Origin of the sequence: Thiomicrospira sp. R3, assembly GCF_029581415.1 — a bacterium.
In the GTDB taxonomy this organism is placed as follows: Bacteria; Pseudomonadota; Gammaproteobacteria; order Thiomicrospirales; family Thiomicrospiraceae; genus Thiomicrospira.
On sequence record NZ_CP121121.1, the window covers coordinates 1438575 to 1461733 of the forward strand.

At 43.5% G+C, this 23159-nt stretch carries 23 protein-coding genes; 15 read left to right on the plus strand and 8 right to left on the minus strand.

What is annotated here, in order from left to right; genetic code table 11:
* Positions 1 to 119 precede the first annotated feature (119 nt).
* A complete protein-coding gene (locus P8S55_RS07270; protein WP_289223566.1) occupies positions 120 to 701 on the minus strand; it encodes a response regulator in 582 nt (193 codons plus the stop codon).
* A gap of 171 nt (positions 702 to 872) precedes the next feature.
* Here P8S55_RS07270 and P8S55_RS07275 point away from each other — a divergent pair, with 171 nt between their 5' ends.
* Positions 873 to 1508: a glutathione S-transferase N-terminal domain-containing protein gene (locus P8S55_RS07275; RefSeq protein WP_289223567.1), complete on the plus strand. Its 636-nt coding sequence runs from the start codon at positions 873 to 875 to the stop codon at positions 1506 to 1508.
* A gap of 10 nt (positions 1509 to 1518) precedes the next feature.
* On the plus strand, positions 1519 to 1902 hold the full coding sequence (locus P8S55_RS07280) for a ClpXP protease specificity-enhancing factor (protein ID WP_289223568.1): 384 nt from the start codon (positions 1519 to 1521) through the stop codon (positions 1900 to 1902).
* Here P8S55_RS07280 and mvaD read toward each other — a convergent pair whose 3' ends face one another.
* The 6 genes from mvaD to P8S55_RS07310 are packed head-to-tail and all read right to left on the minus strand — an operon-like array spanning position 1903 to position 8179.
* Positions 1903 to 2898, minus strand: coding sequence for a diphosphomevalonate decarboxylase (gene mvaD / locus P8S55_RS07285; protein WP_289223569.1), 996 nt, complete (start codon positions 2896 to 2898; stop codon positions 1903 to 1905).
* Positions 2892 to 3839 (minus strand): mevalonate kinase family protein, encoded by a 948-nt coding sequence (locus P8S55_RS07290; RefSeq protein WP_289223570.1) that lies wholly within the window; start codon positions 3837 to 3839, stop codon positions 2892 to 2894. The genes mvaD and P8S55_RS07290 overlap by 7 nt, the downstream gene beginning before the upstream one ends.
* Positions 3815 to 4882, minus strand: a complete 1068-nt coding sequence (locus P8S55_RS07295; RefSeq protein ID WP_289223571.1) for a mevalonate kinase family protein — start codon at positions 4880 to 4882, stop codon at positions 3815 to 3817. The genes P8S55_RS07290 and P8S55_RS07295 overlap by 25 nt, the downstream gene beginning before the upstream one ends.
* 3 nt (positions 4883 to 4885) lie before the next feature.
* Positions 4886 to 6052: a hydroxymethylglutaryl-CoA synthase gene (locus tag P8S55_RS07300; protein ID WP_289223572.1), complete on the minus strand. Its 1167-nt coding sequence runs from the start codon at positions 6050 to 6052 to the stop codon at positions 4886 to 4888.
* Positions 6049 to 7098: a type 2 isopentenyl-diphosphate Delta-isomerase gene (gene fni / locus P8S55_RS07305; protein ID WP_289223573.1), complete on the minus strand. Its 1050-nt coding sequence runs from the start codon at positions 7096 to 7098 to the stop codon at positions 6049 to 6051. The genes P8S55_RS07300 and fni overlap by 4 nt, the downstream gene beginning before the upstream one ends.
* The gene (locus P8S55_RS07310; RefSeq protein ID WP_289223574.1) at positions 7091 to 8179 is read right to left on the minus strand and encodes a hydroxymethylglutaryl-coenzyme A reductase family protein; all 1089 of its coding nucleotides are present in this window, start codon (positions 8177 to 8179) and stop codon (positions 7091 to 7093) included. Before P8S55_RS07310 ends, fni begins: the two co-directional genes overlap by 8 nt.
* Positions 8180 to 8304: 125 nt before the next feature.
* Here P8S55_RS07310 and P8S55_RS07315 point away from each other — a divergent pair, with 125 nt between their 5' ends.
* The 10 genes from P8S55_RS07315 to P8S55_RS07360 all read left to right on the plus strand — a co-directional run bounded on the left by P8S55_RS07315 (position 8305) and on the right by P8S55_RS07360 (position 19365).
* Entirely contained in the window at positions 8305 to 11160 is a 2856-nt protein-coding gene (locus P8S55_RS07315; RefSeq protein ID WP_289223575.1) for a response regulator, read from the plus strand.
* Positions 11161 to 11230: 70 nt separating this feature from the next.
* Complete coding sequence (gene thrS / locus P8S55_RS07320; protein WP_289223576.1) at positions 11231 to 13165, plus strand: threonine--tRNA ligase; 1935 nt, start codon at positions 11231 to 11233, stop codon at positions 13163 to 13165.
* 26 nt (positions 13166 to 13191) lie between these two features.
* Complete coding sequence (gene infC, locus P8S55_RS07325) at positions 13192 to 13749, plus strand: translation initiation factor IF-3 (RefSeq protein ID WP_353957030.1); 558 nt, start codon at positions 13192 to 13194, stop codon at positions 13747 to 13749.
* 186 nt (positions 13750 to 13935) lie between these two features.
* Positions 13936 to 14133: a 50S ribosomal protein L35 gene (rpmI, locus tag P8S55_RS07330; RefSeq protein ID WP_013835962.1), complete on the plus strand. Its 198-nt coding sequence runs from the start codon at positions 13936 to 13938 to the stop codon at positions 14131 to 14133.
* 15 nt (positions 14134 to 14148) lie between these two features.
* Positions 14149 to 14505, plus strand: a complete 357-nt coding sequence (gene rplT / locus P8S55_RS07335) for a 50S ribosomal protein L20 (RefSeq protein WP_289223578.1) — start codon at positions 14149 to 14151, stop codon at positions 14503 to 14505.
* Between the two features lie 126 nt (positions 14506 to 14631).
* The gene (gene pheS / locus P8S55_RS07340; RefSeq protein WP_289223579.1) at positions 14632 to 15630 is read left to right on the plus strand and encodes a phenylalanine--tRNA ligase subunit alpha; all 999 of its coding nucleotides are present in this window, start codon (positions 14632 to 14634) and stop codon (positions 15628 to 15630) included.
* A gap of 49 nt (positions 15631 to 15679) precedes the next feature.
* The gene (gene pheT, locus P8S55_RS07345; protein WP_289223580.1) at positions 15680 to 18058 is read left to right on the plus strand and encodes a phenylalanine--tRNA ligase subunit beta; all 2379 of its coding nucleotides are present in this window, start codon (positions 15680 to 15682) and stop codon (positions 18056 to 18058) included.
* A 23-nt stretch (positions 18059 to 18081) separates the two neighbouring features.
* Entirely contained in the window at positions 18082 to 18372 is a 291-nt protein-coding gene (locus tag P8S55_RS07350; protein ID WP_289223581.1) for an integration host factor subunit alpha, read from the plus strand.
* A 5-nt stretch (positions 18373 to 18377) separates the two neighbouring features.
* Positions 18378 to 18758, plus strand: coding sequence for a MerR family transcriptional regulator (locus P8S55_RS07355; protein ID WP_289223582.1), 381 nt, complete (start codon positions 18378 to 18380; stop codon positions 18756 to 18758).
* 37 nt (positions 18759 to 18795) lie between these two features.
* Entirely contained in the window at positions 18796 to 19365 is a 570-nt protein-coding gene (locus P8S55_RS07360) for a mechanosensitive ion channel family protein (RefSeq protein ID WP_289223583.1), read from the plus strand.
* Here P8S55_RS07360 and P8S55_RS07365 read toward each other — a convergent pair.
* Positions 19362 to 19715 (minus strand): PilZ domain-containing protein, encoded by a 354-nt coding sequence (locus P8S55_RS07365; protein WP_289223584.1) that lies wholly within the window; start codon positions 19713 to 19715, stop codon positions 19362 to 19364. The two genes, P8S55_RS07360 and P8S55_RS07365, sit on opposite strands and share 4 nt — an antisense overlap.
* Positions 19716 to 19745: 30 nt before the next feature.
* Here P8S55_RS07365 and P8S55_RS07370 point away from each other — a divergent pair, with 30 nt between their 5' ends.
* From P8S55_RS07370 to P8S55_RS07380, 3 genes are read left to right on the plus strand one after another with little or no spacing between them, the layout of a single operon-like run.
* A complete protein-coding gene (locus P8S55_RS07370) occupies positions 19746 to 20024 on the plus strand; it encodes a heavy-metal-associated domain-containing protein (RefSeq protein ID WP_289223585.1) in 279 nt (92 codons plus the stop codon).
* A 24-nt stretch (positions 20025 to 20048) separates the two neighbouring features.
* Entirely contained in the window at positions 20049 to 22277 is a 2229-nt protein-coding gene (gene parC, locus P8S55_RS07375; RefSeq protein WP_289223586.1) for a DNA topoisomerase IV subunit A, read from the plus strand.
* Between the two features lie 36 nt (positions 22278 to 22313).
* A complete protein-coding gene (locus tag P8S55_RS07380) occupies positions 22314 to 23153 on the plus strand; it encodes a motility-associated protein (protein ID WP_289223587.1) in 840 nt (279 codons plus the stop codon).
* Positions 23154 to 23159: the final 6 nt, after the last annotated feature.

Below are 23159 nucleotides of genomic sequence, written 5' to 3' on the forward strand. Positions count from 1 at the left end.
GAGGAAGTTATAATCCTAGTTAGCTATTTTGAGCGCGTGAGAAGTGTATGAGTTTTGACATTTATTATCCTCTAGGGTAAAACAAGTTAAGGCTAGTTACCCTGGAGGTGATAGGGAGTTTAACTACGTTTTAGATTATATTCGTAGGTTAGAAACTGTTTCAGAATATCGGGTTGAACGGGTTTAGCGATGACGGTAATGTCTTTGGGTAGTTTATCGCGCTCAATATTTTGCGGCTTTTCACCGGTCATAATCATGATGGTCGCTTCTTTGGTCGATTCAAAGTTGCGTAATGCATGAATCATGCTGTATCCGTCCATTTGTGGCATGATCAGGTCAGCAAAAATAAAGTCAGGGATATTGCGCCCAGCTTGCATTAAGCCTTCAAACCCATCACTCGCTGTAAATACTTTTACGGGAAATTCAAGGGTTTGAATTATACTTTTTATGAGGTCTTGTGAGAGTTTATCGTCGTCCACAACAAGAATTTTGAGGCGGTGATCATCTTCATTTGCGCGCTCTTTACCGTTTTGCATAATATATTCGTCAACCGAGGAGCGCAAAAGGCGACGATGCCCCCCTGGCGTGCGCCAAATTTGTAGGATGCCCTCATCAGCTAAGCGTTTGATGACAGTTTTAGATACACCTACAAGTTTACAGGCTTCAGTCGTGGTGACATATTTGCTATTTGATTGGGCCATATCCTAGGTCTCTATATGCAATTTAATGAATTAAAGTTTAAATTATAGCGCTTTTTGTACAGCGCCGTTTGAATAAGTGCTTTTTATGTATTTTTGCAGGGTCAACAACTTGACAAGGGTAGTATAATAATATGATTTAAATGTAGTCATGGCCATATGAGGTGCCCAGTAATGTCAGATATTCCACTAACTAAACGTTCAGTAATGACCTTGTTTTCTGATCCGCGCAGCCCAAACTCTCACCGGGTGCGTTTGGTAGCCAAAGAAAAAGATATTCCAATGGATGTCATTGAAGTTGATCCAGGGATGATGCCAGAAGATTTGCTTGAATTAAACCCCTATGGAACCTTACCGACTTTAGTCGATCGTGAACTCATTCTGCACGATACACAGGTTATTATTGAGTATCTCGATGAGCGTTACCCTCATCCACCTTTAATGTCCGTTGACCCTATTTCTAAAGCGCGTTCACGTCAGCAGTTGCGACAAATTGAGGTTGAGTGGTATCCATTGGTTGAAACCATTGTGCGTAATGAAGATGCGGATGCAGTAAAGCGTGCGCGCCGTGATTTAACCGAGCGTTTAATCCAAATGATTCCAGTTTTTGCCCATAAAGATTTTTTTATGAGTGATGACTACACCTTGGTTGATGCCAGTCTTGCGGTATTGCTTTGGCGTTTACCTTCGTTGGGTATTGATTTGCCTAAGTCGGCAAAATCAATTATTGATTACTCTAACCGTTTACTCGAGCGCGAAATGTTTAATGAAAGTTTGTCGGATGATGAACTGGATATGAACGACGCTTAAGGTTTTGACTATGATTTCTAACCGACCTTATTTAATTCGTGCGATCTATCAGTGGATCGTTGATAATGATTGGACGCCCCATTTTCAAGTGGACGCTAATTATCCATTTGCGGATGTACCTCAAGAGTTTGTTAATGAGGGGGTGATTGTCTTGAATGCATCACCCACCGCGGTGCAAGCCTTGGATATATCTAATGATGTGATAGGTTTTCGGGCGCGCTTTCAGGGTGTAGAGCGAAAGATAAGTTTTCCACCCCAGGCAGTTTTGGCTGTTTTTGCACGCGAAAATGGTCAGGGTATGCCTTTTCCACCCGAGCCTTATCCGACGGAGGATTCACCTCCGCCAGAAAGCGATAAGCCCAAAAAAAGGGCGAAATTGACGGTGGTGAAATAGTTAGTGGTTTTTGAAGGGCAGGATGACTTCAAGGTTAGTGAAGGCGGTTTCGACCGCCTTTTTGTTATGTTCTAAAAACAGCAGCTTTAGATTAGGACCTGCATCCATGGTGAAGTAAACCTCAATACCTTGTTGACGACATTGCCAGACTTGATGCATCGCACTGACCGATTCAGCCTGCCAGTAGAGAATCGGTGGCCAACTAGCAATCATGGTAGCGTGCATTGATAATGCATTGTGTTCTGCAAGCTGGCCTAGTTGGCTAAAGTCACGCTGGATAATCGCTTGTTGAATTTGCTGGACTTGGCGTTCTGCTTGGTTGGGCCAGGCCTGGTAAAGGTCGCAATGTTTAACCGTTTGTTGCATCCCAGCTGTGGAGCCTATGGGTTTTTGCGCAATATTCACCTTGACTAAACCTATTGCCAGTTCAGGCCATACTTGATTGAGTTTTTCGGCGTAACTGTCCATGCCATCATCGTCTTCTCCTTTGTGCCAAATGGAAAAACCTTGATAAATTGAGCGACTAGCACTTCCGCTTCCCATGCGCGCCAAAATCGAAAGCTGTTTATCGCTAAGTTGCCAGTCGAACAGGTCATTTAGTGCTAAAACTAAAGCGGCATACCCTGACGCAGAGGAGGCAAGTCCTGCGGCGGTAGCAACCGTATTATGGGTGAGGATTTTAAAGGCCTGGCCTTGAGGGCAGAAGGGGCTGAGGTAAGTGGTTAAACGTTGGCTAAACGGATCGTTTTCCTCAAGGGCTTGGTCATTTAGCCAGGCCTGGTGCTTGGGTGCGTCAATCACTGATAGCTGTGTTTGTGTGCCCAATCCGGGCAAGCTGACCGATAAACTTGAGTTGGTCGGTAAATTAAGTTCAGTTTGGCGTTTTCCCCAGTATTTACTCAGGGCAATATTCACATCGGCTTGGCCTTTTCCGCAGGCATGGGCAGGGTTGAGGTGAGGAATAATCTGTTGGATAATTTGTTGGCGAGTTACCATGTTGGGTTCTCCGATTTATGGCTTAGCGCACCAAGCACGCTTATTTCGGTATTGATGTATTTGAAAGACTCAAGCTGAACAAGATGACCAAAACCTAGCACGCAGTCACCTAAGCCTGAACCTGAAATTTTAGCCGCTACACCACTTTGATTTAGACGATGACAAAGCCTATCAAGCGTAGCATCACTGACGCCTAGTTCGACCATGGTTTGTTGATAACCTGAAACCAGTGTATAAAACTCGGGCCAATTATTTTTCAACAAAGCTTGATAGCCGAGTCGCGTAATGCCCCCCATGGTTTGGTAGAGCTGGTCTAGCGTATCAGGACGTGATTGCCAGTGTTTATTAACCCAGTTGAGCACGTCAGCCGTGGGGGTTTTGTAGCCACTGTAAACTAAACACAAGGGGTGGTGTAGGGCTAGTGGTTGGACTGTCTGGTTTGTGGGGTCGAAGTAGACACAGCCACCGTTTAAGCTGGCCGCTAGATCGGCTCCCGACCCTCGTCCTTGAACGTCTTGTATTATTTTGTGGCCCAGCGAAAACCTTTGCCAGGGAGTGAATGTATGTGCACAAATTCGTTCAAGCCCCGTTAATGTTGCTGCGAGAACGGCTGCAGAACTGCCCAATCCCCAGTCTGCTGGGAACTCGCTATCTATGACCAGTGTCCAGCCATGCGAAAGTTGGGGTGCAAAATAGCGCAATGCGCCTAGAACAAATCGAAGTTGTGGGTGATCGTTCAGCTGATTTATCGGGCTTAGATAATGCGCTAAGGTTGATTGGATTTCAATATGGTTATCGTCGCGGCTATGCCATTTAATGTGAATACGGGGTGCTAAGGCAGTGACTAGGGCAGGGTGACCGTATACAACACTATGCTCGCCCATCAGCATGGTATTGGCGGGAGCGCTAGAGTGAATTAAGGGGCGGGAATCAGTTCGCATTGAATAGCCTTGTTAACTAATTTAACTTTTTGTAGACGATAACCCCACTGTTCACACAGGGGTGTTAGGTAGTCCTTAGTGTGATCTTTAGGGTTTTTAAATTGCTGCGGGTCTGAAACAATCAGTAGCACACCAGCGGCGTCTCCTGAAACACTGCCTGCACCACAGAGTTTGGCTACCAGGCCTGGTTGTTCAAGCTGGTCAATAAATGTTTGCACTTTAGTGGGTACAACGCCTATCTGAGTTAAGAGGCGGTGGTTAGTTTGCAAGTGGTGTAAAAAAAGCGCTGTATTTTGGTTTAACCAGGCCTGCTGAAGTTGTTCGGTACAGTTTGCAAAGGCTTGCCAGCAGGCCTGGTTTTTAGCAAACTGTGTTTTGACTTGTTGAACACATTCACCCGTTGAGGCACTAGGTTCTCCCGTGTCCACTAACCAAGCATCCAAGTCGCGGGCTGCAATAGATTGGGTCGGTTGATTGAGCTGATAGCGTATTAGGCCGCCTGTGGCGATGGTTGTAGGGTCGATGCCACTTGATTGTCCGTGCTGATAGGATTCGATTTTTTTTGCGAGCATCAGGAGTTGTTGGCGATCGTCGAGATGGTGTGCTTTAAAAAGTGTTGAGAGCAGGCTGACGATAATAGCAGCGGAACTGCCCAACCCACGACCACGCCAAGCATTTGATTGTAAACCTATGTCCCATTCACCTGGCATTAAGCCATAGATCTGATCAAAAAAATAACAACAAAGAAGGGGTAAATCATACGCGGTTGTACAGACTTGGTTTAGAGGAGTAGATCCTATCAAAAAGTCTTGGTAGGCTTGATTTATGCTGTTGGCTTTGATCCAGGCCTGGTCAAGGCTAAATGTTTGCTTAAGGTTATAGTTGGCAAGGTTGAAGTGTAGGTGTGTTTGGTCAGTGCGGTGGTGGTTAAGCAGGCATTCGGTAGAAAGATTGATCGCCATGCTAAGCGCGGGTTGACCATACACAACAGCATGTTCGCCGCTTATGATCAATTTGGCTGGCACACGACAACGTAGTGCCATGTATTATCCTTGCGTTTTTTGGTAACAGCGTTTGTGATCTTGAATACCCGTTAGCCTATAAGGGCCAGCATGGTATTCTGGAAAAACGATGTTTTGTAGGTTTGGCTCTGTTTGATGATAAAAAGTTAGGTATTGTGAGTAACTTAATGCTTGGCGCTTTTCAATTTGCTGTTGGTGATTGGATTTCATTAGCTGGGCTTGATAGCCAGGTTGAATAATGCCAGTGAAAAATTCAGCTACACAGCCGGAACCATAGCTAAAAAAACTGATGCGTTGATGGTCCAACCCATTAGTATGGTCAAGTAATGAACAAAAACCAACAAACAAGGAAGCACTATAGCTGTTGCCAATAACACGGTTGTAGATTTGACTCGGGCGAATTTGTTTGAGGGTTAGCGATTCTGCTTGTTCAACTTGATTAATTTTTATGAGTTGTTTGTGCGCTTTTTCGGCCATTTTAGTAAAAGGGATGTGGTAACAGAACTGGTCTATATCTGCAAATGTACGGCCAGTTTCCTCAGTGAAATGAATCCAAGCTTGTTTAAGGCTATTGAGATAAACCTTGGTTGAGTATTTGCCATCTACTAATGCGGTTTCGCGGTGATTAGGCCGCCAGAAATCCATCACATCTTCAGTGTAATAACCTGAGCCTTGTTCTATTTCAAGGATTCGTGGGTTTTCTCGAATTAACATTGCAACCGCACCACAGCCTTGAGTCGCTTCCCCCGAGGTATCTAAATCATAGCGTGCGATATCGGCCGCAATCACTAAAACCTGCTCTTTTGGGTTAACTTTAACCATGTTTACGGCCATTTGAAGTGCGGCAGCACCCGCATAGCAGGCGTGTTTTAGCTCGATGACTCGGCAGCGATTGGGCAACATGAGTAGGCTGTGAACAAATGCACCGGCTGATTTAGATTGGTCAACACCTGATTCAGTGGCAAACAATACCGCCGTAATTTTTTGGCGGTCTATTTGTTGTAAAATAGGCTCTGCTGCTTTGGCAGATAAGGTAACAATGTCCTCGTCAGGTGGCGCGATCGACATTTTTTCTTGGCCTATGCCTATCAGGTATTTGTTAACATCTTGCTGTTTTTCTTTGGCATACAAATCCAGCCCCAGATAGAAATCTGAGGTAGCAAAGTGAATAAGGTCAATGCCAGCTTTCATGAATAGATTTGTCTTCCGCTTGGTGCGCGTAAAATCAGCGCATCGTTTAAAAAAAGCGATTCTATATTAGCCGCCCCTACAAGGAATTGAGCCAATTGAAATTCTTGCTTCAGGTGTTGAATTTTATCTATTACCGCTGAGCTTGAGAGCATCGCTGGCCGTAATAATGGCGCAGCGATGCCACAAACATAGCCACCCATTATAACTGATTTCACCATATCTATGCCATTACGAATTCCACCGGAGGCAAAAAAACGCGCTTGCTCTTGGTAGGGGCGGGCTAGTTCGAGTGCCTGGCAGGTAGTTAATCCCCAGTCTTGAAAGAGCATCCCAAGATCAGACTCAGCGCGGTGAGCTTCAATGCGGCTCCATGACGTCCCCCCGCGCCCTGCGAGGTCAAAATACTCAATCCCCGCAGATAAGCCAAGTTCGATGTCCTGGGGTGAAAGACCACAGCCCACCTCTTTTAGTACAATCGGTACATCTAGTTTTTGAGCTAGTTGATTAATCTTTTCGGCCAGACCGGCAAAGTTACGATCACCTTCAGGCTGGATAAGTTCTTGTAAGGGATTTAGATGTAATATCAACGCATCCGCCTCTAAACAGTCTACAGCTACTTTGGCCTGTTCAATGCCATAGCCCGTGTTTAACTGAACAGCGCCTATATTCGCAAGTAGTGGGATAGAGGGGGCATAGCGGCGCAAAGTAAAGCTTTGGCGTGCTGCTGGGTCTTCAATCATTGCACGTTGTGAGCCAACGGCAAGGGCTACCTGGCATGCTTCTGCTGCTTGCGCAAGGTGGCGATTTATTTGTCCGAGGTTCTCAGCGGCCCCGCCTGTCATAGAGGAGATTAGTAGCGGAAAACTGAGTTTTTTTTCAAACACTATGAGGTCTGATTGCAGTTCGGAAAAATTAAGCTCAGGTAGAGCGCGGTGTGTGAGCTGAATCTTATTAAAGTCAGTTAGATTACGTTCAATAAGTGGGTCTGCAAGTAGGTAGTCGATATGATCCTGCTTGCGTTGAGTAATGGTATTTGTTTTAGTCACGATTTGCGCGTTCTAGCTTTAGATGAGCTGTCATTAGTTCCCCTGGATTGGTTTGTGCTGCAAGTAGCGAGAGTTCACCGCATAGCGCAGTGGCACCTGCAATGCAGGCCAGTCGGCGTGCATTGTCACCTGGCTGGGCATTTTTATCAGTGCAACCCAGCTGTTCAAGATTCTTTTGAACAAAGTCCAAGCCTTTTCCATTGCCCACTGTACCGACAATTAAATTGGGTAAGGTTGTCGAGAAATAGAGCGCACCTTCGGGTGTTACTTCTACATGGTTAATGGCTTGTGAGCCTTCTACGATATTGGCTGCATCTTGACCCGTAGCTAGGTAAAACCCTAAAAGCATATTGGCTACATGCGCGTTTGCCGTGCGCAAGCCGCCTGATACGATGGACCCAATAAGATCTTTTTTTATGTGAAGGTCAACTAGGGCCTGCGGTGTTGTTTTAAGAAATCGCTGGCAAAGTTTTGCAGGAATATGGGTTTCGCAAACTACGTTTTTACCGCGACCTAATAGGCCATTAACGGCGGATACTTTTTTGTCTGTGCAGAAGTTAGCAGAAATGGAGACATAGCTGAGGCTTGGGTAGTTAGCAAGAATCCAAGGAAATAAATTGTCTGCTGCCTGCGTAGCCATGTTGTGGCCAGACGCATCACCCGTAGTAAACTCAAGACGCAAATAAATCAGGTTTCCAATGATTTGAAAATGGCTATTAATAAGCTTGGCAAAGCGACTGGTTTGGCTGATGACGGCTTGCATATCACTGCGTTGTGTTTCTAATTTACGCATAGCGTACAAGGCTTCTGAGGCGTTATTGGCTTGAAGCAGGATTGATCGAGTCATGCGTTCATCAATCAGGGTTACGCGAATACCACCTGCATGGGCGGTTGTGCGTGCGCCACGGGCAACCGATGGCCAAAGGGGTGTTTCATAGGTGGCCATAGGCACCATGAGTTCATCGGTGTTAATGTCCCCGGTTAGTTTAAAGGGGCCGACGGACTGCATTGGGATTTGGGCGTGTTCAATGATTGTTTTTGTCATCCGATTATCATAAACGAGAATAGTGATTTTTTCCATACCTGAACCCAAGATAGAATCAATTAACCCTGTTGATCAATTACTCAGTTATACCTGTTTGAAACCTGCGCTAAATGATAGAATCACATTAATTTAATTTTTTATCCTCAATTGGTAAATGGCTCATGTTTTCTTCTCCAATCAAAAATAAAATTAGTAGCTCGTTATTTAGTTCAATGATTATTCGATCTTTGTTGGTGACCCTGCTTGTTATGGTGGGCATTAGCGCTGCGTTTTATTGGACCACCGTAGAGCCTGAAACAGATAAGGCTTTTGAGCAAGCTGCTGAGTTAGCTCTTAAGGAGCTGGCTCTAAGGTTGGAATCGAAAGAGGAGTCGGTCGTTAGTATGGGGGTGTCAATTGCCCGAGATGAGCGAGTTAGGGAAGGCTTATTTTTTGCGGATAGAGATTTAATGCTATCTGCCTTAACTGAAATGCGAGAAGATTATGCCCGCGTATCGCAGTTTCACTGTGTAACAGCGCAGGTTATTGATATGAATCGTGTGATCATGGCTCGTTCATGGGATGTGGAGTTTTGGGGTGAAATAGCGCCCCATCCATTGGGAGAAAAGGTGGTTGAGCAGGGCCGTGCTGAAGCAGCTTTTGGTGTTGGTAATGCAGGTGTGGGTATTGTAGGTTTCTCTCCTGTTTATCAAATGGGTGAAATGGTCGGTTTGGTCTCACTGACTCAGGGTGTAGGGTCAGTGGTTCGTGCATTGAAAACGCAAAATATTGGGTGGGTTATGGTGATTGATAAGCAAGCGGTTGCAGGCAGAACACAGGGGCATTTGCCAAGAGCTTATCAGGAAAATATGGAGATTTATCCAGGTTTTTTATTAGCGCATAAAGACTGGTTTGACTTGTACGATGCAGAATTTGTTAAGTCTCATTGGCATCTAATTAATGATAATACAGCCCCAATATTGCTTGATAACAAGATTATTGTTGTGGCACCAGTGATTGATAACAATGGTGTTGAAATTGGTAAAAATATTTTGCTATTGGATGCCCAGCCGGTTCTGGCGCAGGTTGCGGCTATTAAGAATTCTTTGATTGGTATTAATGTTGGTATTTTGTTGATTCTTTTGCTGCTTACTTTTGTATTGCTATGGGATTTACGTCAAAGAGTTATTAAGCCTTTGCGTGGCATGACTACTATGATGATGGGTTTGATGGAACGTGGAAGATTTGATCAGCGGACAGAGTGTAGTCGTAAAGATGAATTTGGGCAGATGCAGCGTAGCTTTAATGCGCTTTTGTCTTGTTGGGCCGAAGCGTTAGATGAGGCCAACAAGGTCATTTCATCAACGGCAAACGGTGATTTTGAACGAAAGATGCAAGGTGTCTATCAAGGGGATCTTGCCAGGTTGCAGCAAGGGTTGAATGCGGCAATAGAAGACCTTCGAGCTACTCATGTTCAGCTGACAGCGGCCAGTAAAGCAAAGTCGATGTTTTTGGCTAATATGAGTCATGAAATCCGTACCCCGATGAATGCGATTATTGGTATGGCCTATTTGGCGCTGAAAACAGATCTTGATGACCGTCAGTATGATTGCATAAATAAGATCCATGTTGCAGGTCAGTCGCTGCTTGGAATTATTAATGATATTTTAGATTTCTCAAAAGTTGAGGCAGGAAAGCTTCAGCTTGAAGCGGTGGATTTTAGTTTGCAGGATGTACTAACCAACTCTGTGGTAATGGTGAGGCAGAAGGCAGGGGAAAAAGGTATTGAGTTGCTTTTAGACTTAAAGGATGCTGATTTAATTAAGCGTTTCAGTCACTACAGAGGTGATCCGCTTCGTTTAAGTCAGGTCATTACCAATTTATTGTCAAATGCAGTGAAGTTTACAGAGCAGGGTTATGTTCGGTTGGCTGTTGAGATTAAGTCGGTTGATGAGGGGGCGCCTGAGCGTGTACTGTTGACCTTTAGAGTTGAAGACACGGGTATAGGTATGAGTGATGAGCAAATGAAAAATTTGTTTCAAGAGTTTAATCAGGCTGATAATTCAACAACACGTCGATTTGGTGGCACAGGGCTGGGTTTAACTATTTCTCAAAAACTGGTTGAACTGATGGGAGGGGGGATTGAGGTTGAAAGTAAAGTGGGGAGGGGTTCTTGCTTTAGCTTTAGTGTCAGTTTCGATGTTGCTAAGCCATTTGAGGTTAAAACCTTCTCTATGAAGGGGTTGCCGTCTAATTTGCGTGCGCTGGTGGTTGATAATCAGTTGGCGGCTAGGCAGGTTATGGTTGAAATGCTGGGGCATTACGGTGTCCGGGTTGAGCAGGTTGATTCTGGAGTTAAGGCGCTGGAGGTGCTTAAGTCTCGCTCAGGGGAGTTTGATTATTGCTTTATAGACTGGGTTATGCCTGAAATGGATGGTGACCAGCTACTGCGTGAGATAGCTAAGTTATCAATCGATAGGCCTGAGTTGATTGTAGTGTCGGCGTTTGACTCGGATCAACTGCATCAGCAAGCGGTTCGTTTGGGCGCTAAGCGCGTTATGATGAAGCCTCTTATGCCTAAAGATATTGAGGATGTTCTGTTCAAAAAAGTGTCGCAGAAAACCAGTGAAACCCAGCAGGAAGGCTCTGTTAGGCTTGAGGGTATGTCAGTATTGCTGGTTGAGGATAATCTTGTTAACCAGTTGTTAGCCAGAAAGCTTCTAGAGGCTAAGGGGGTTAAGGTTACTCTAGCTGAAAATGGACAGCGCGCACTAGAAATACTTGAGGAGCAGGGTTCTGCAGTGTTTGATCTAGTGTTGATGGATTTGCAGATGCCTGTAATGGATGGCTATACCGCGGCGCAGGAAATAAGGGCACAGGAAAGGTATGATAGCCTGCCTATCGTTGCAATGACAGCACACGCAATGTTAGAAGAGCAGCAGCGTTGTCAAAGGATAGGGATGGTTGGGCATATCACTAAGCCAATTAACCCTGTAACCCTGTATCAAACATTGGAAGAATTTTACAATAAAGCCTAAAAGACGCTTTGAATGCTATGTTATAATTGAGAACTTATTTTTTAAATTTTAACTTGGTTGTGAGATCGTTATGCCAGTCATTACTTTACCTGACGGTTCTGAAAGAAACTATGAAAATGCTGTATCTGTGATGCAGGTTGCTAAAGATATTGGTTCTGGATTGGCTAAGGCTACGATTGCGGGGCGAATTAATGGTCGTCTAATGGACGCCTCTGATCTTATTGTTGAAGACTCAGCTTTACAAATTATCACGCTTAAAGATTCCGATGGCCTGCATATTATGCGCCATTCCTGTGCGCACTTGTTGGGGCATGCACTAAAACAGCTCCATCCTAATGCAAAAATGGCTATTGGGCCTGTTATTGAAAACGGCTTTTATTATGATGTTGAGACGACGGTTTCACTGACGCCGGATGACCTAGTTGAGCTAGAGTCGAGAATGAAAAAACTCGCTAAAACCGGTTATTTAGTCAAAAAAACAATGACGCCGAGAGCAGGCGCTATTGAGCTTTTTAAATCACGTCACGAAGACTATAAGCTAGAGTTGATTGCTGATTTACCCTCAGAGACAGCGTTTGGTTTATATCATCATGAAGAATATGTCGATATGTGCCGAGGGCCTCATGTTCCGAGCATGTCTCATATTAAAGCGTTTAAGTTAACCCATTTGGCCGGTGCTTACTGGCGTGGTGATTCAGACAATAAAATGTTGCAGCGCATTTATGGTGTGGCATTTGCTTCAAAGCAAGAGTTAGATGATTATCTAACAATGATGGAAGAAGCTGAGAAGCGTGATCACCGTAAATTGGGTAAGTTGCTTGACTTGTTTCATATTGAAGATATTGCTCCTGGTATGGCGTTTTGGCATCCTAAGGGAACAATCCTGTATCGTGTTGTTGAAGACTATATGCGTGAGCAATTACGTCACCACGATTATGAAGAAATTCGAACGCCTTTTATTATGGATCGCATTTTGTGGGAAAAGTCTGGTCACTGGGATAAGTTTAAAGACAATATGTTTACAACCCATACCGAACATCGTGATTATGCGGTCAAGCCAATGAATTGCCCAGGGCATATTATGGTTTATAATCGACAGCTTCATAGTTACCGGGATCTACCCGTTCGCGTAGCCGAGTTTGGTACGGTTCACCGTAATGAGCCCTCAGGTACGCTGCACGGCCTTATGCGTGTTCGTTCCTTTACTCAGGATGATGCACATATATTTTGTACACCTGATCAGGTGAAGACAGAAGTCCAAGGCTGTATAGATTTGGTTTATCAAACTTATGCTGACTTTGGTTTTGAGCATATTGAAGTTAAGTTTTCGACTCGACCTGAAGAACGTGTAGGATCAGATGCTGTGTGGGATCAAGCTGAACAAGCACTTGAGCAGACATTGAAGGATGCTGGTTTGACTTACGAGTTACAGCCTGGAGAAGGTGCCTTTTATGGCCCTAAAATCGAGTTTAGCCTGAAAGACTGCATTGGTCGTGTTTGGCAATGTGGGACGATACAGCTTGATTTTTCAATGACACATGTTGATCGTTTAGATGCGGTTTATGTAGGTCAGGATAATGAAAAACATCATCCTGTTATGATTCATCGCGCTATACTGGGTTCACTAGAGCGATTTGTAGGTATTTTAATTGAACATTACGAAGGAAAGTTTCCAACTTGGTTAGCGCCGACGCAGCTTGTTTTGGTGCCAATTTCTCAATCTCATGCAGATTATGTGGTTCAGTTTGCAGAAAAACTGAAAAAACAGGGGTTTAGGGTCGAAACAGACTTGAGAAATGAAAAGGTTGGGTTTAAAATTCGTGAACACACATTACAGCGTGTCCCTTATATTTTGGTTGCAGGAGACCAAGAAGTAAATGATGGCACGATGAATGTTAGAGCGCGTGGTGGTGACAACTTAGGTGGTTATAGTTTTGATGCGTTAATGGATTTGTTAATGCGTGATATTTCTTGCTTAGGCCGTAGTCAAACACTAACGCAGTAAAAAAAATTGGTTTGGAGGATAAAACTATCGCTGTAAGAAGAGGTCGACCAAGACCACAACAACCCGAAGCACCAAAAGACAATATTAATGAAGCAATAAGTGCTAAAGAAGTACGCTTAATTGATCAGGATGGTGAGCAGGTAGGTGTCGTTCCTACCAAACAAGCATTGGCTTTAGCCATAGAAGCAGGTCTAGACCTTGTTGAGATTGCAGCGAAAGCAGAACCTCCAGTATGCAGGATAATGGACTATGGTAAGTTTGTTTATCAGCAGCAGAAGAAGCAGCACGAAGCTAAAAAGAATCAAAAGCAAGTGCAGGTAAAAGAAGTTAAGTTTCGCCCAGGAACTGAGGAAGGTGACTATCAGGTAAAGCTTCGCAACCTGATGCGTTTTCTTGAACAGGGTGATCGCGTCAAAGTGACTATTTGGTTTCGTGGACGTGAAATTACCCATAAGGAACTGGGAATGAAGATGTTGGAGCGCATTAAAGACGATGTTCAAGAGGTTGCGGCCGTTGAGCAAGAGCCTAAAATGGAAGGTCGTCAGATGCAAATGATGATTGCGCCAACAAAAAAAGGTAAGTAGTTAGTTCTATAAGCCACTACAACAATCGGCTTCGAGTAAATCCATCGGATTTATTTGTTGACTGGTGCAGCTCCCTCAGTGCTGTTCGTTGTTCCGACTGGATGTTTATTAATTAATAAACAGCCGTTTGTTTAAAAGGCAGATGAAAAGATGGTGAATCTTATTCGTCCAAATGCGGAGTTTGACATGCCAAAAATTAAATCACATAGTGGCGCAGCAAAGCGCTTCAAAAAAACTGGCTCAGGTCGTTTCAAGTGTAAACAGTCTCACTTGCGCCATATCCTGACTAAAAAATCAACTAAGCGTAAGCGTCAGTTGCGTGCGCCTAACATGATCCATGACCACGACGTGGCTATGGTTCGTCGTATGTTACCGTACTTATAGTCAAGGAGCTGAAACATGGCAAGAGTTAAAAGAGGCGTTACGGCCCGTGCTGCGCACAAAAAAGTAATGAAAGCCGCGAAGGGTTATTATGGTGCCCGTCGCAAGCAGTTTACTACGGCTAATCAAGCTGTCATTAAAGCAGGTCAGTATGCATACCGTGACCGTCGTCAAAGAAAGCGTCAATTCCGTCGTTTATGGATTGCGCGTATCAATGCGGCTGCGCGTATTAATGGTATGACTTACAGCCGTTTTATCAACGGTTTGAGTAAAGCGGGTGTTGCAGTTGACCGTAAGGTTCTATCTGATATTGCTGTTCATGATGCGGCGGCTTTTTCTGCTATTGCAGAAAAAGCAAAAGCTGCTTTAGTTTAAATCAAGTTTTAATCTTGATATCAAGGGGCGTAAGCCCCTTTTTTGTAAAATAATATTATTAAAACGTTTTGACAGCTTTGCTTCAAAGCGCCTTAGCAATACTATTTATCTAGCTAGGAAAAAACCATGCAATCAATCTTGCACGATCTGCTTGACCAAGTTAAACATAAAATTGCAACCATCGATGAGTTGGCTAGTCTTGACCAGCTACGTGTTGAGTTTTTAGGAAAAAAAGCGCAGGTTACTCAGTTAATGAAAACACTGGGTGGCCTTAGTGCGCAAGAGCGGCCATTGGCAGGGCAGCTTATTAATGAGGCTAAGCAAGCAATTCAGCAGCTTTTAAATGAAAAGAAGTCTCATCTTGAGGCTGCAGAGCTGGCCAAAAAATTAGCACAAGAATCTGTGGATGTAACCTTGCCGGGGCGTCGTTTGGATCTAGGCGGTTTGCATCCTGTTACACGCACGCTTAGACGCATTGAAACCCTATTCACACGCTCTGGTTTTGAAGTTGCGACTGGCCCCGAAATAGAGGATGATTGGCATAATTTTGGGGCATTAAATATACCAGAAACCCACCCAGCTAGAGCCATGCACGATACGTTTTATGTTGATGAATCGACAGTATTAAGAACCCACACATCGGGTGTACAAATTCGTATTATGGAAAACCATCAACCGCCTATTAGAATCATTGCGCCTGGCCGGGTGTATCGCTGTGATTCTGATCAAACCCATACGCCTATGTTTCACCAAGTTGAAGGGTTGATTGTTGAGAAGGATGCTAATTTTGCACAGTTGATGAATCTGTTAACCGATTTTTTACGGCATTTTTTCGAAGATGAAAATTTAAAAACTCGCTTTAGACCATCTTATTTTCCTTTTACAGAGCCTTCTGCCGAGGTGGATATCGCTACAGATTTATTTGGCGAAGGGCGCTGGGTTGAAGTTTTGGGTTGTGGCATGGTGCATCCTAATGTTTTGCTTAATGTTGGGATAGATCCTGAAAAATATACGGGTTTGGCGTTTGGATTAGGTGTTGAGCGTCTGGCCATGTTGCGTTACGGCGTGAAGGATTTACGACAATTCTTCGAGAATGATTTGCGCTTTTTGCGTCAGTTCAAGTAACCAGGCCTGGTATTGGTCTTATCTGAATTAATAATAATGAGTTAGTCGAATGAAATTAAGTGAACAGTGGCTAAGAGATTGGGTGAATCCAGCTTGGGATACGCAAGCATTAGCAGAGGCATTAAGTCTCGCTGGTTTGGAGGTAGATGGCATTGAGGCTGTGGCTCCTGCTTTCAGTGGTGTGGTTATTGCACGGGTTGTGCAAGTTGAAAAACACCCGGATGCGGAAAAATTAAATGTAACCCAGGTGGATATTGGTTCGGGTGAGTTGATTCAGATCGTTTGTGGTGCACCTAATGTTAGTGTAGGTATTAAGGTGCCATGCGCTTTAGTAGGTGCAAGGCTTCCTGGTGATTTTATGATCAAAAAAGCCAAACTTCGTGGTGTTGAATCGTTGGGTATGTTGTGCTCGGGCGAAGAGTTGGGTTTAGTGCAGGATTACGATGGTCTGAGAATTTTACCTTCAGATGCACCCTTAGGGCTTGATATACGTCAGTATCTTGCGCTTGATGATGTAATGCTTGATGTTGACTTAACCCCTAATCGCGCTGATTGTTTGAGCGTAGAAGGTTTAGCTCGCGAGATAGCACTCATCAGTTCAGCCCAGCTTTCACAGCCTTATGAATCTTATCAGCTCAAAGGCCAAGGTTCTTGTACACAAGCTGTTGAGGTTTTAGACAGCCAGGCCTGCCCTAAGTACTTGGGTTGTACGCTAGAAGGCTTTAATAACGCTGCTGAAACACCCGATTGGATGGTGCGTCGACTAGAGCGTTCGGGTATTCGCCCGATTAGCTTGATTGTGGATATCACTAATTACGTTATGCTTGAGCTTGGCCAACCTATGCACGCCTTTGATGCAGATAGGCTAACAGGTACGGTACAAGTTCGTTATGCTAAGCTAGGTGAAAGCTTAGTCACCTTGGATAGTAAAGAGTTGGTGCTTAATGAGCAGACGTTGGTTATTGCTGATGATTCAGCTGTCATTGCGTTAGCGGGTGTGATGGGTGGTTTAGAGACCTCGGTCACAGATACAACCTGTCGATTGTTTATTGAGTGCGCCCATTTTTCGCCTCTAGCGATTGTCGGTAAGGCACGTCAGTATGGTCTTCATACCGATTCATCACATAGGTTTGAGCGTGGTGTTGATCCGTTGTTGCCAGAGCGTGCTTTAAATCGAGCACTACAGCTGTTAACAGATATTGCAGGAGGTCAGGTTTCACAATGGGTTAGTGTCGTTGATTCTTCTGCCCTTATTGAACCTGCTGAGCTGGTGTTACGTAGAGAGCGTCTACATAAATTGCTAGGCGCACAGATTGAAGATTGTTTTGTTGATGATGTGTTGGTTCGCTTAGGCTGTCAGGTAGTTAAAGTTGATCAGGGATGGTCAGTGAAGGCTCCTTCGTATCGCTTTGATTTACAAATTGAGGTGGATTTGATTGAAGAGGTGGCTCGTATTTACGGCTATAACAATCTGCCAGATAGTCAGGTCGGTATGCCTTTAAGCCTTAAGCCACTTCCGGAGTCGGAACAAGACACCCATATGTTACGCCAAGCAATGCTGCAGCGGGGGTATCATGAAGTGATTACTTATAGTTTTGTTGATGAGAAAGCGCTGCAGAAACTATCCCCTGAAATCCCCTATGTTCTGTTACAAAACCCTATTTCAGAAGATATGAAGGCTATGCGTACTTCATTATTTCCTGGCCTGCTACAAACGCTAAGTTATAACCAGAAGCGTCAGCAATCCCGTATTCGTATTTTTGAAACCGGTTTAATGTTTAGCTTAGAAGAAGGTCACATTCAGCAAACCCCGGTTATGGGCGGGCTGATTGCGGGTGAGGCGTATCCTTTTGGTTGGGCAAATGATACACGGATAGTAGATTTTTATGACTTAAAAGGCGATGTTGAAAACTTATTAGCTATGAGTCACTTGCATGGTCGTGTTCATTTCTTACCTACTCAGTCTCCCGAGTTTCATCCTGGTCAATGTGCTGCGATTTTGCTGGATGAGCAGCATATTGGTATCATGGGGCAATTGCATCCCCAGTGGAGCAAGTCATTTGGTGTAAGTGGTGTTGTATTTATGTTTCAGCTATTTATGGATAGTTTATTAACGATGCAGGTTCCTAAAGTTACAGGTATTTCTAAGTTCCCTGAAGTGCAGCGTGACCTAGCATTTGTGATTAAACGTTCTATAGCTGTTCAAGCTTTAGTTGAGACTGTTAAGCAGGTCGAGTCTAATTTATTGCAAGATGTTCAGGTGTTTGATATTTATCAAGGGCAGGGTGTTGCAGATTCAGATAAAAGTGTCGCGCTGAGTTTAAGGATTCAACATCAAGACCGTACGCTTCAAGACAATGAAGTAGATGAACTTGTGCAATCAATCATCACGCATGTAAAAAAGACTTTGGCCGCTGAGCTAAGATAAGAATTAAAACTAGAGGAAAGTTAATGGCAACTTTAACGAAAGCAGAGATTTCTGAAAAACTAGCCGATGTATATGGCTTTAATAAGCGTGAAGCAAAAGAGTTGGTCGAAGATTTTTTTCAAGAAATTATAGATGTCCTGGTTGGTGGTGAATGTGTTAAGATTTCAGGGTTTGGGAATTTTGAACTCAGAGATAAAAATTCACGTCCAGGTCGGAATCCGAGAACGGGTGAAGAGGTGCCTATTATGGCTAGACGGGTTGTTACCTTTAAACCAGGCCAAAAACTCAGAATAAAAATTGATAGCAATGAGTAATTAACATGCCTCAGTCTTCGCAGTTGGAAATAGATCTTCCAGATAAAAAATACTTTACGATTGGTGAGGTAAGTGAGATTTGCCAACTGAAAACACATGTCTTGCGTTACTGGGAGCAAGTGTTTCCTCAGCTGAATCCGAATAAACGTCGTGGAAGGCGTTATTATCAAAAACAGGATGTTGTCCTGCTTATGGAAATTAAAATCCTTCTACACGAGCAGGGCTACACAATTCCTGGCGCCAAGGCAAGGCTTTCAAAGTCTAAGTTTGTGCCGCTTGAGTCCTCACCGTCTTTAGCCATGGATGCTAAAATTCCTGCTGACCTTCTTTATGATATAAGAAATGATTTACAAACCTTTAAACATCATATTGAACAATCCTACTGATTAATTAAAAAATTAGCTTTTTGTTTTGGAGGCGCTAGTGTTCGCTGAATATCGTTGGTTGTTTCAGCTATTGTTTGCTGTAATGAGTGTTGTTGGTTTTGTTTTTATTTTGAAAGTCGGCTCAGCTTTTATTAGAAACTGGGCTGTTGAACACAAAAAACACCAAAATCGAGTTGAGCAAATCGTGTGGTTGCTAAAAATTATGTTAGCGTCCATCCTGGTATTGGTTATTTCAATGATATGGGGAGTTGATTACCGCGGCCTTTGGGTTGTTACGACTTCAGTGCTGGCCGTTCTGGGTGTTGCATTGTTTGCGCAGTGGTCAATATTAAGCAACCTGACATCAGGTGTTATTGTATTTTTTAATTTTCCTGCCAAGGTTGGCGATAAAATTGAAATTATTGATGGAGTGAATTCGGTTAAAGGAGAGATATCTGAAATCGGACTATTTCAGATGCATCTTATAGATCAGGACAATAATATTCTGGTTTTTCCTAATAACTTGCTTTTACAAAAGCCAGTAAAGAAAATAAAATCATTTAAAACGGCAAAGCAGATTATTGAAAAAAAAAGCTGGCGAATTCGCTCAAATCGCGATTCGCTTTAAGTGTTAAGCATAACAAACTGGTTTATAACACGAAGTGTAAATGGGTTGACGTCAAATAAGGCAAGTCCAACAAGGTAGTCATGCTGAACTGGGGTTGAATGCACTACTTTTGCCTGTAGGGTTAGTTCAGTCAATTCGTTGTAAAAATATAAACTTAGTCTGATTGCTGTTATGGTTTTTGGTGGTAAATTTTGTGAGCTTATTACGCCGACACCCGTTGTGGATATATTTACCACACGTATGGGTGTTAGGGTTGTGTGAACAATGAGTGTGGCAGGTTTGTCTAGATTGGCTCGTTTGGGTCTGGGTTTTTCTACACCCGAGCTAGAGGTGTTTGAAGGTGGTCTCATGTTTTAACTCATTAAATTTTAGGATTAGAAATGGTACATACGCTTAAATTGGAAAACATAAAATGTGGTGGCTGTGTTAAAACTATTATATCAAAACTATCGCAGTTTGATGATGTCACGAATGCGGTGGTTGATTATGAACAAGGTACTTTAACGTTTGATTCAACACAAACTCGTTTAGCTGAGATTAAGTCGTTACTTTTATCTTTAGGTTATCCTGAAGAAGGGTCTGTGGAAGGTTTGAATGCTGTGGGTGCGAAAGCAAAGTCGTTTGTTAGTTGTGCTATTGGAAAAATGTCAAAAGATTAATAATGTACCTAACAAAGGCTAACCGTGTCTAAGAATCTAATAAACTATGATGGAATAGAGCAGCAATCTGTCGCTCAATTTACTGAAAAGGCGTATCTTGATTATGCAATGTACGTTATTTTGGATCGTGCACTGCCGCATTTAGGTGATGGGTTAAAGCCAGTCCAGCGTCGCATTATCTATGCTATGTCTGAATTGGGATTAAAGGCGAGCTCAAAATACAAAAAATCGGCAAGAACGGTGGGTGACGTATTAGGTAAATTTCACCCACATGGTGACAGCGCCTGTTATGAAGCCATGGTTTTGATGGCACAGAATTTTTCGTTCCGTTATCCGCTGGTTGATGGGCAAGGAAACTGGGGGTCAATTGATGACCCTAAATCATTCGCAGCGATGCGTTATACGGAATCAAGGTTGTCTAAGTTCGCTCAAGCCTTGCTTGAAGAGGTTGATCAGGGTACGGTTGACTGGGTTCCAAACTTTGATGGAACGCTTGTTGAGCCTCAAGTTTTGCCCGCTAGGCTACCGCATATTTTATTGAATGGTACATCGGGAATTGCGGTGGGGATGGCCACGGATATTCCTCCTCATAATTTAGTTGAGATAGTTAATGCGTGCGTGGCATTATTAGAAAGACCTAAAATCTCAGATGATGAATTGTTCGATTTGATTCCAGGGCCTGATTATCCAAATCATGCCCTTGTTATTACCCCCCATGAAGAAATTAAGAAAATTTATAAGACAGGCCATGGCTCTATCCGGCAACGTGCAGCCTATGAAGTTGAAGATGGCGTAAATGTGGTTATTACCGCTTTGCCTTTTCAGGTTTCAGCTACTAAAGTTTTAGAACAAATTGCCATGCAAATGCGGGCAAAGAAATTACCCATGGTTGTAGACCTGCGTGACGAGTCAGATCATCAACATTCAACTCGGCTGGTGATTGAAATGCGCTCAAAGCGAGTGGACATTGAAATCACAATGCTACATCTGTTTGCAACGACTGATTTGGAGCGAAGTTATCGGGTTAATTTGAATGTAATTGGTTTAAACGGCCGCCCGCAAGTTAAGTCGTTATCGGGTATGTTGCACGAGTGGCTGATTTATCGAGTTGAAACTGTACGGCGGCGTTTGCAATATCGTTTAGATAAGGTTTTGGATCGTTTGCATATACTTGATGGTCTATTAGTTGCTTTCCTTAGTATTGATGAAGTTATCGCGATTATTCGTGAAGAAGAAAAGCCTAAACCGGTGTTAATGTCGCGCTTTAATCTTACTGAAATTCAAGCTGAAGCCATCCTTGAGTTAAAGTTGCGCCATTTGGCAAAACTGGAAGAAGTAAAGATTCGTGCTGAACAAAGTGAATTGGATAGCGAGCGAAATAGGCTTGAGTTAATTTTATCGAGTGAAATTAGGCTTAAGACCCAGGTTAAAAAAGAACTGATTGCTGATGCCAAAACCTATGGGGATGGTAGACGTTCTCCGCTGGTCAAGGTGTTATCTGCTCAGGCGATGAGTGAGCAGGACTTGTTGCCTTCAGAACCGATTACGGTGGTATTGTCAGAAAATGGGTGGGTAAGAGCAGCAAGAGGTCATGATGTTGATGGTCAACAGCTTGTTTACAAGTCAGGCGATGGGTTTGCTGCACAAGTGAAAGGGCAGTCGCGCCAAATGACTGTGTTTTTTGACACTACAGGTAGAGCCTATAGTTTAGTCGGTCATAGCCTACCCTCTGCTAGAAGCCATGGTGAACCCTTGTCCGGGCGACTTACCTTGCCAGCAGGGGCGGTTATTAAACAATTGCTAATGGGTGAGTCAGGTGAGAAAATCCTGCTGGCTTCAAGTTCGGGTTATGGATTTGTAACCGAGTACGATAGTTTAATTTCCAAAACCAAGTCAGGAAAGTCGGTTATAACTTTATCGAGTAATGCTCAAGTTTTAGCACCTTGTAAATTAGTTGAAGAGGGTTGGGTTATAGTGGTAACGTCCGAACCTAGGATGTTAGTTTTTCCAGCGAATGAGCTTTCGCAGTTATCAAGAGGGAAGGGTAATAAACTAATCCAGTTAGCCAAAGGCGATCGCGTGAATGCAGTATTTAGTTGTGCGGCGGGTACAAAGCTTGAGTTTGTGGCAGGTGGGTATGTTAAGACATTTAGTGCTCTTTCTTTGGAAGAAGCCTTGTCTGAACGTGCTAAGCGCGGTGTTCCTTTACCGAGAACCTTAAAAGAAGTTGGCACTATACGTTTAGCTGAGTAGTGTCAGCATAAAAAAGAAATGAGTTAAATAAGTTAAATGAGTGTACTAGCCAAACCTTTCGGAATTGTTATTGTTTTTTTGAGCTTCCTCGGTGGTTTTATGCTGATGGGTGGCAATTTGGCTGCTATTTGGCATCCCGCTGAGCTAGTGGTTATTTTGGGGATTGCTTTGGGAGCTTTTATGCTTTCGGCGCCTATGCATGTTTGGTTAGCCACGGTTGCAAGCATTGGGCGAGTATTTGGTGGTGAACCTGTAAATAAACAACTCTATGCAGAGGCGCTGGGTGTGTTGGATGAGCTAGTTAGAACTGGGCGAGCTAGTGGGGTTTTAACCCTTGAGAAGCATATTTTTACGCCTGAGTCGAGCCCAATTTTTAGTAAGTATCCGAGGGTTTTAAAGCATCGCGTTTTAAAAAAATTTATCGTTGATAACTTTAGTTATCTTTTGCTTAATCCACCACAAAGTCAAGATTTTGAGTCTCATTTGATTGAGCAAGTTGATGGGATATATAACTCAAGAATGGAGGTTCCAAAGGCGACGGGTAAGATTGCTGATTGGCTGCCAGGTTTTGGGATAATCGCAGCTATTATGGGTGTTATTATGACCATGACATTACTTGGCGGTGAAATGGATGTTGGGTTAATAGGCCAGTCTGTTGGTGCTGCACTGGTTGGTACCTTAATGGGTATTTTTTTGGCCTTTGCGTTTGTTGCACCTTTTACCCATTTTTTAGAGGTGATGAATCGTCAAGAGCGTGCCTTGCTTGAAATGATTGCTGCTTATCTTGATGCTTACTCCAATGGAGTTTCGCCTAGCTTGGCTATCGAAATAGCGCGTCAGCGCATTCCGCCTGAATATGAATTACCAAGAGTTTAATATGAA

Coding starts and splice junctions, on each gene's coding strand:
- P8S55_RS07270 (WP_289223566.1), bottom strand. CDS start 701: ATGGCCCAATCAAATAGCAAATATGTCACCACGACTGAAGCCTGTAAA.
- P8S55_RS07275 (WP_289223567.1), top strand. CDS start 873: ATGTCAGATATTCCACTAACTAAACGTTCAGTAATGACCTTGTTTTCT.
- P8S55_RS07280 (WP_289223568.1), top strand. CDS start 1,519: ATGATTTCTAACCGACCTTATTTAATTCGTGCGATCTATCAGTGGATC.
- mvaD (WP_289223569.1), bottom strand. CDS start 2,898: ATGGTAACTCGCCAACAAATTATCCAACAGATTATTCCTCACCTCAAC.
- P8S55_RS07290 (WP_289223570.1), bottom strand. CDS start 3,839: ATGCGAACTGATTCCCGCCCCTTAATTCACTCTAGCGCTCCCGCCAAT.
- P8S55_RS07295 (WP_289223571.1), bottom strand. CDS start 4,882: ATGGCACTACGTTGTCGTGTGCCAGCCAAATTGATCATAAGCGGCGAA.
- P8S55_RS07300 (WP_289223572.1), bottom strand. CDS start 6,052: ATGAAAGCTGGCATTGACCTTATTCACTTTGCTACCTCAGATTTCTAT.
- P8S55_RS07310 (WP_289223574.1), bottom strand. CDS start 8,179: ATGGAAAAAATCACTATTCTCGTTTATGATAATCGGATGACAAAAACA.
- P8S55_RS07315 (WP_289223575.1), top strand. CDS start 8,305: ATGTTTTCTTCTCCAATCAAAAATAAAATTAGTAGCTCGTTATTTAGT.
- thrS (WP_289223576.1), top strand. CDS start 11,231: ATGCCAGTCATTACTTTACCTGACGGTTCTGAAAGAAACTATGAAAAT.
- rpmI (WP_013835962.1), top strand. CDS start 13,936: ATGCCAAAAATTAAATCACATAGTGGCGCAGCAAAGCGCTTCAAAAAA.
- rplT (WP_289223578.1), top strand. CDS start 14,149: ATGGCAAGAGTTAAAAGAGGCGTTACGGCCCGTGCTGCGCACAAAAAA.
- pheS (WP_289223579.1), top strand. CDS start 14,632: ATGCAATCAATCTTGCACGATCTGCTTGACCAAGTTAAACATAAAATT.
- pheT (WP_289223580.1), top strand. CDS start 15,680: ATGAAATTAAGTGAACAGTGGCTAAGAGATTGGGTGAATCCAGCTTGG.
- P8S55_RS07350 (WP_289223581.1), top strand. CDS start 18,082: ATGGCAACTTTAACGAAAGCAGAGATTTCTGAAAAACTAGCCGATGTA.
- P8S55_RS07355 (WP_289223582.1), top strand. CDS start 18,378: ATGCCTCAGTCTTCGCAGTTGGAAATAGATCTTCCAGATAAAAAATAC.
- P8S55_RS07365 (WP_289223584.1), bottom strand. CDS start 19,715: ATGAGACCACCTTCAAACACCTCTAGCTCGGGTGTAGAAAAACCCAGA.
- P8S55_RS07370 (WP_289223585.1), top strand. CDS start 19,746: ATGGTACATACGCTTAAATTGGAAAACATAAAATGTGGTGGCTGTGTT.
- P8S55_RS07380 (WP_289223587.1), top strand. CDS start 22,314: ATGAGTGTACTAGCCAAACCTTTCGGAATTGTTATTGTTTTTTTGAGC.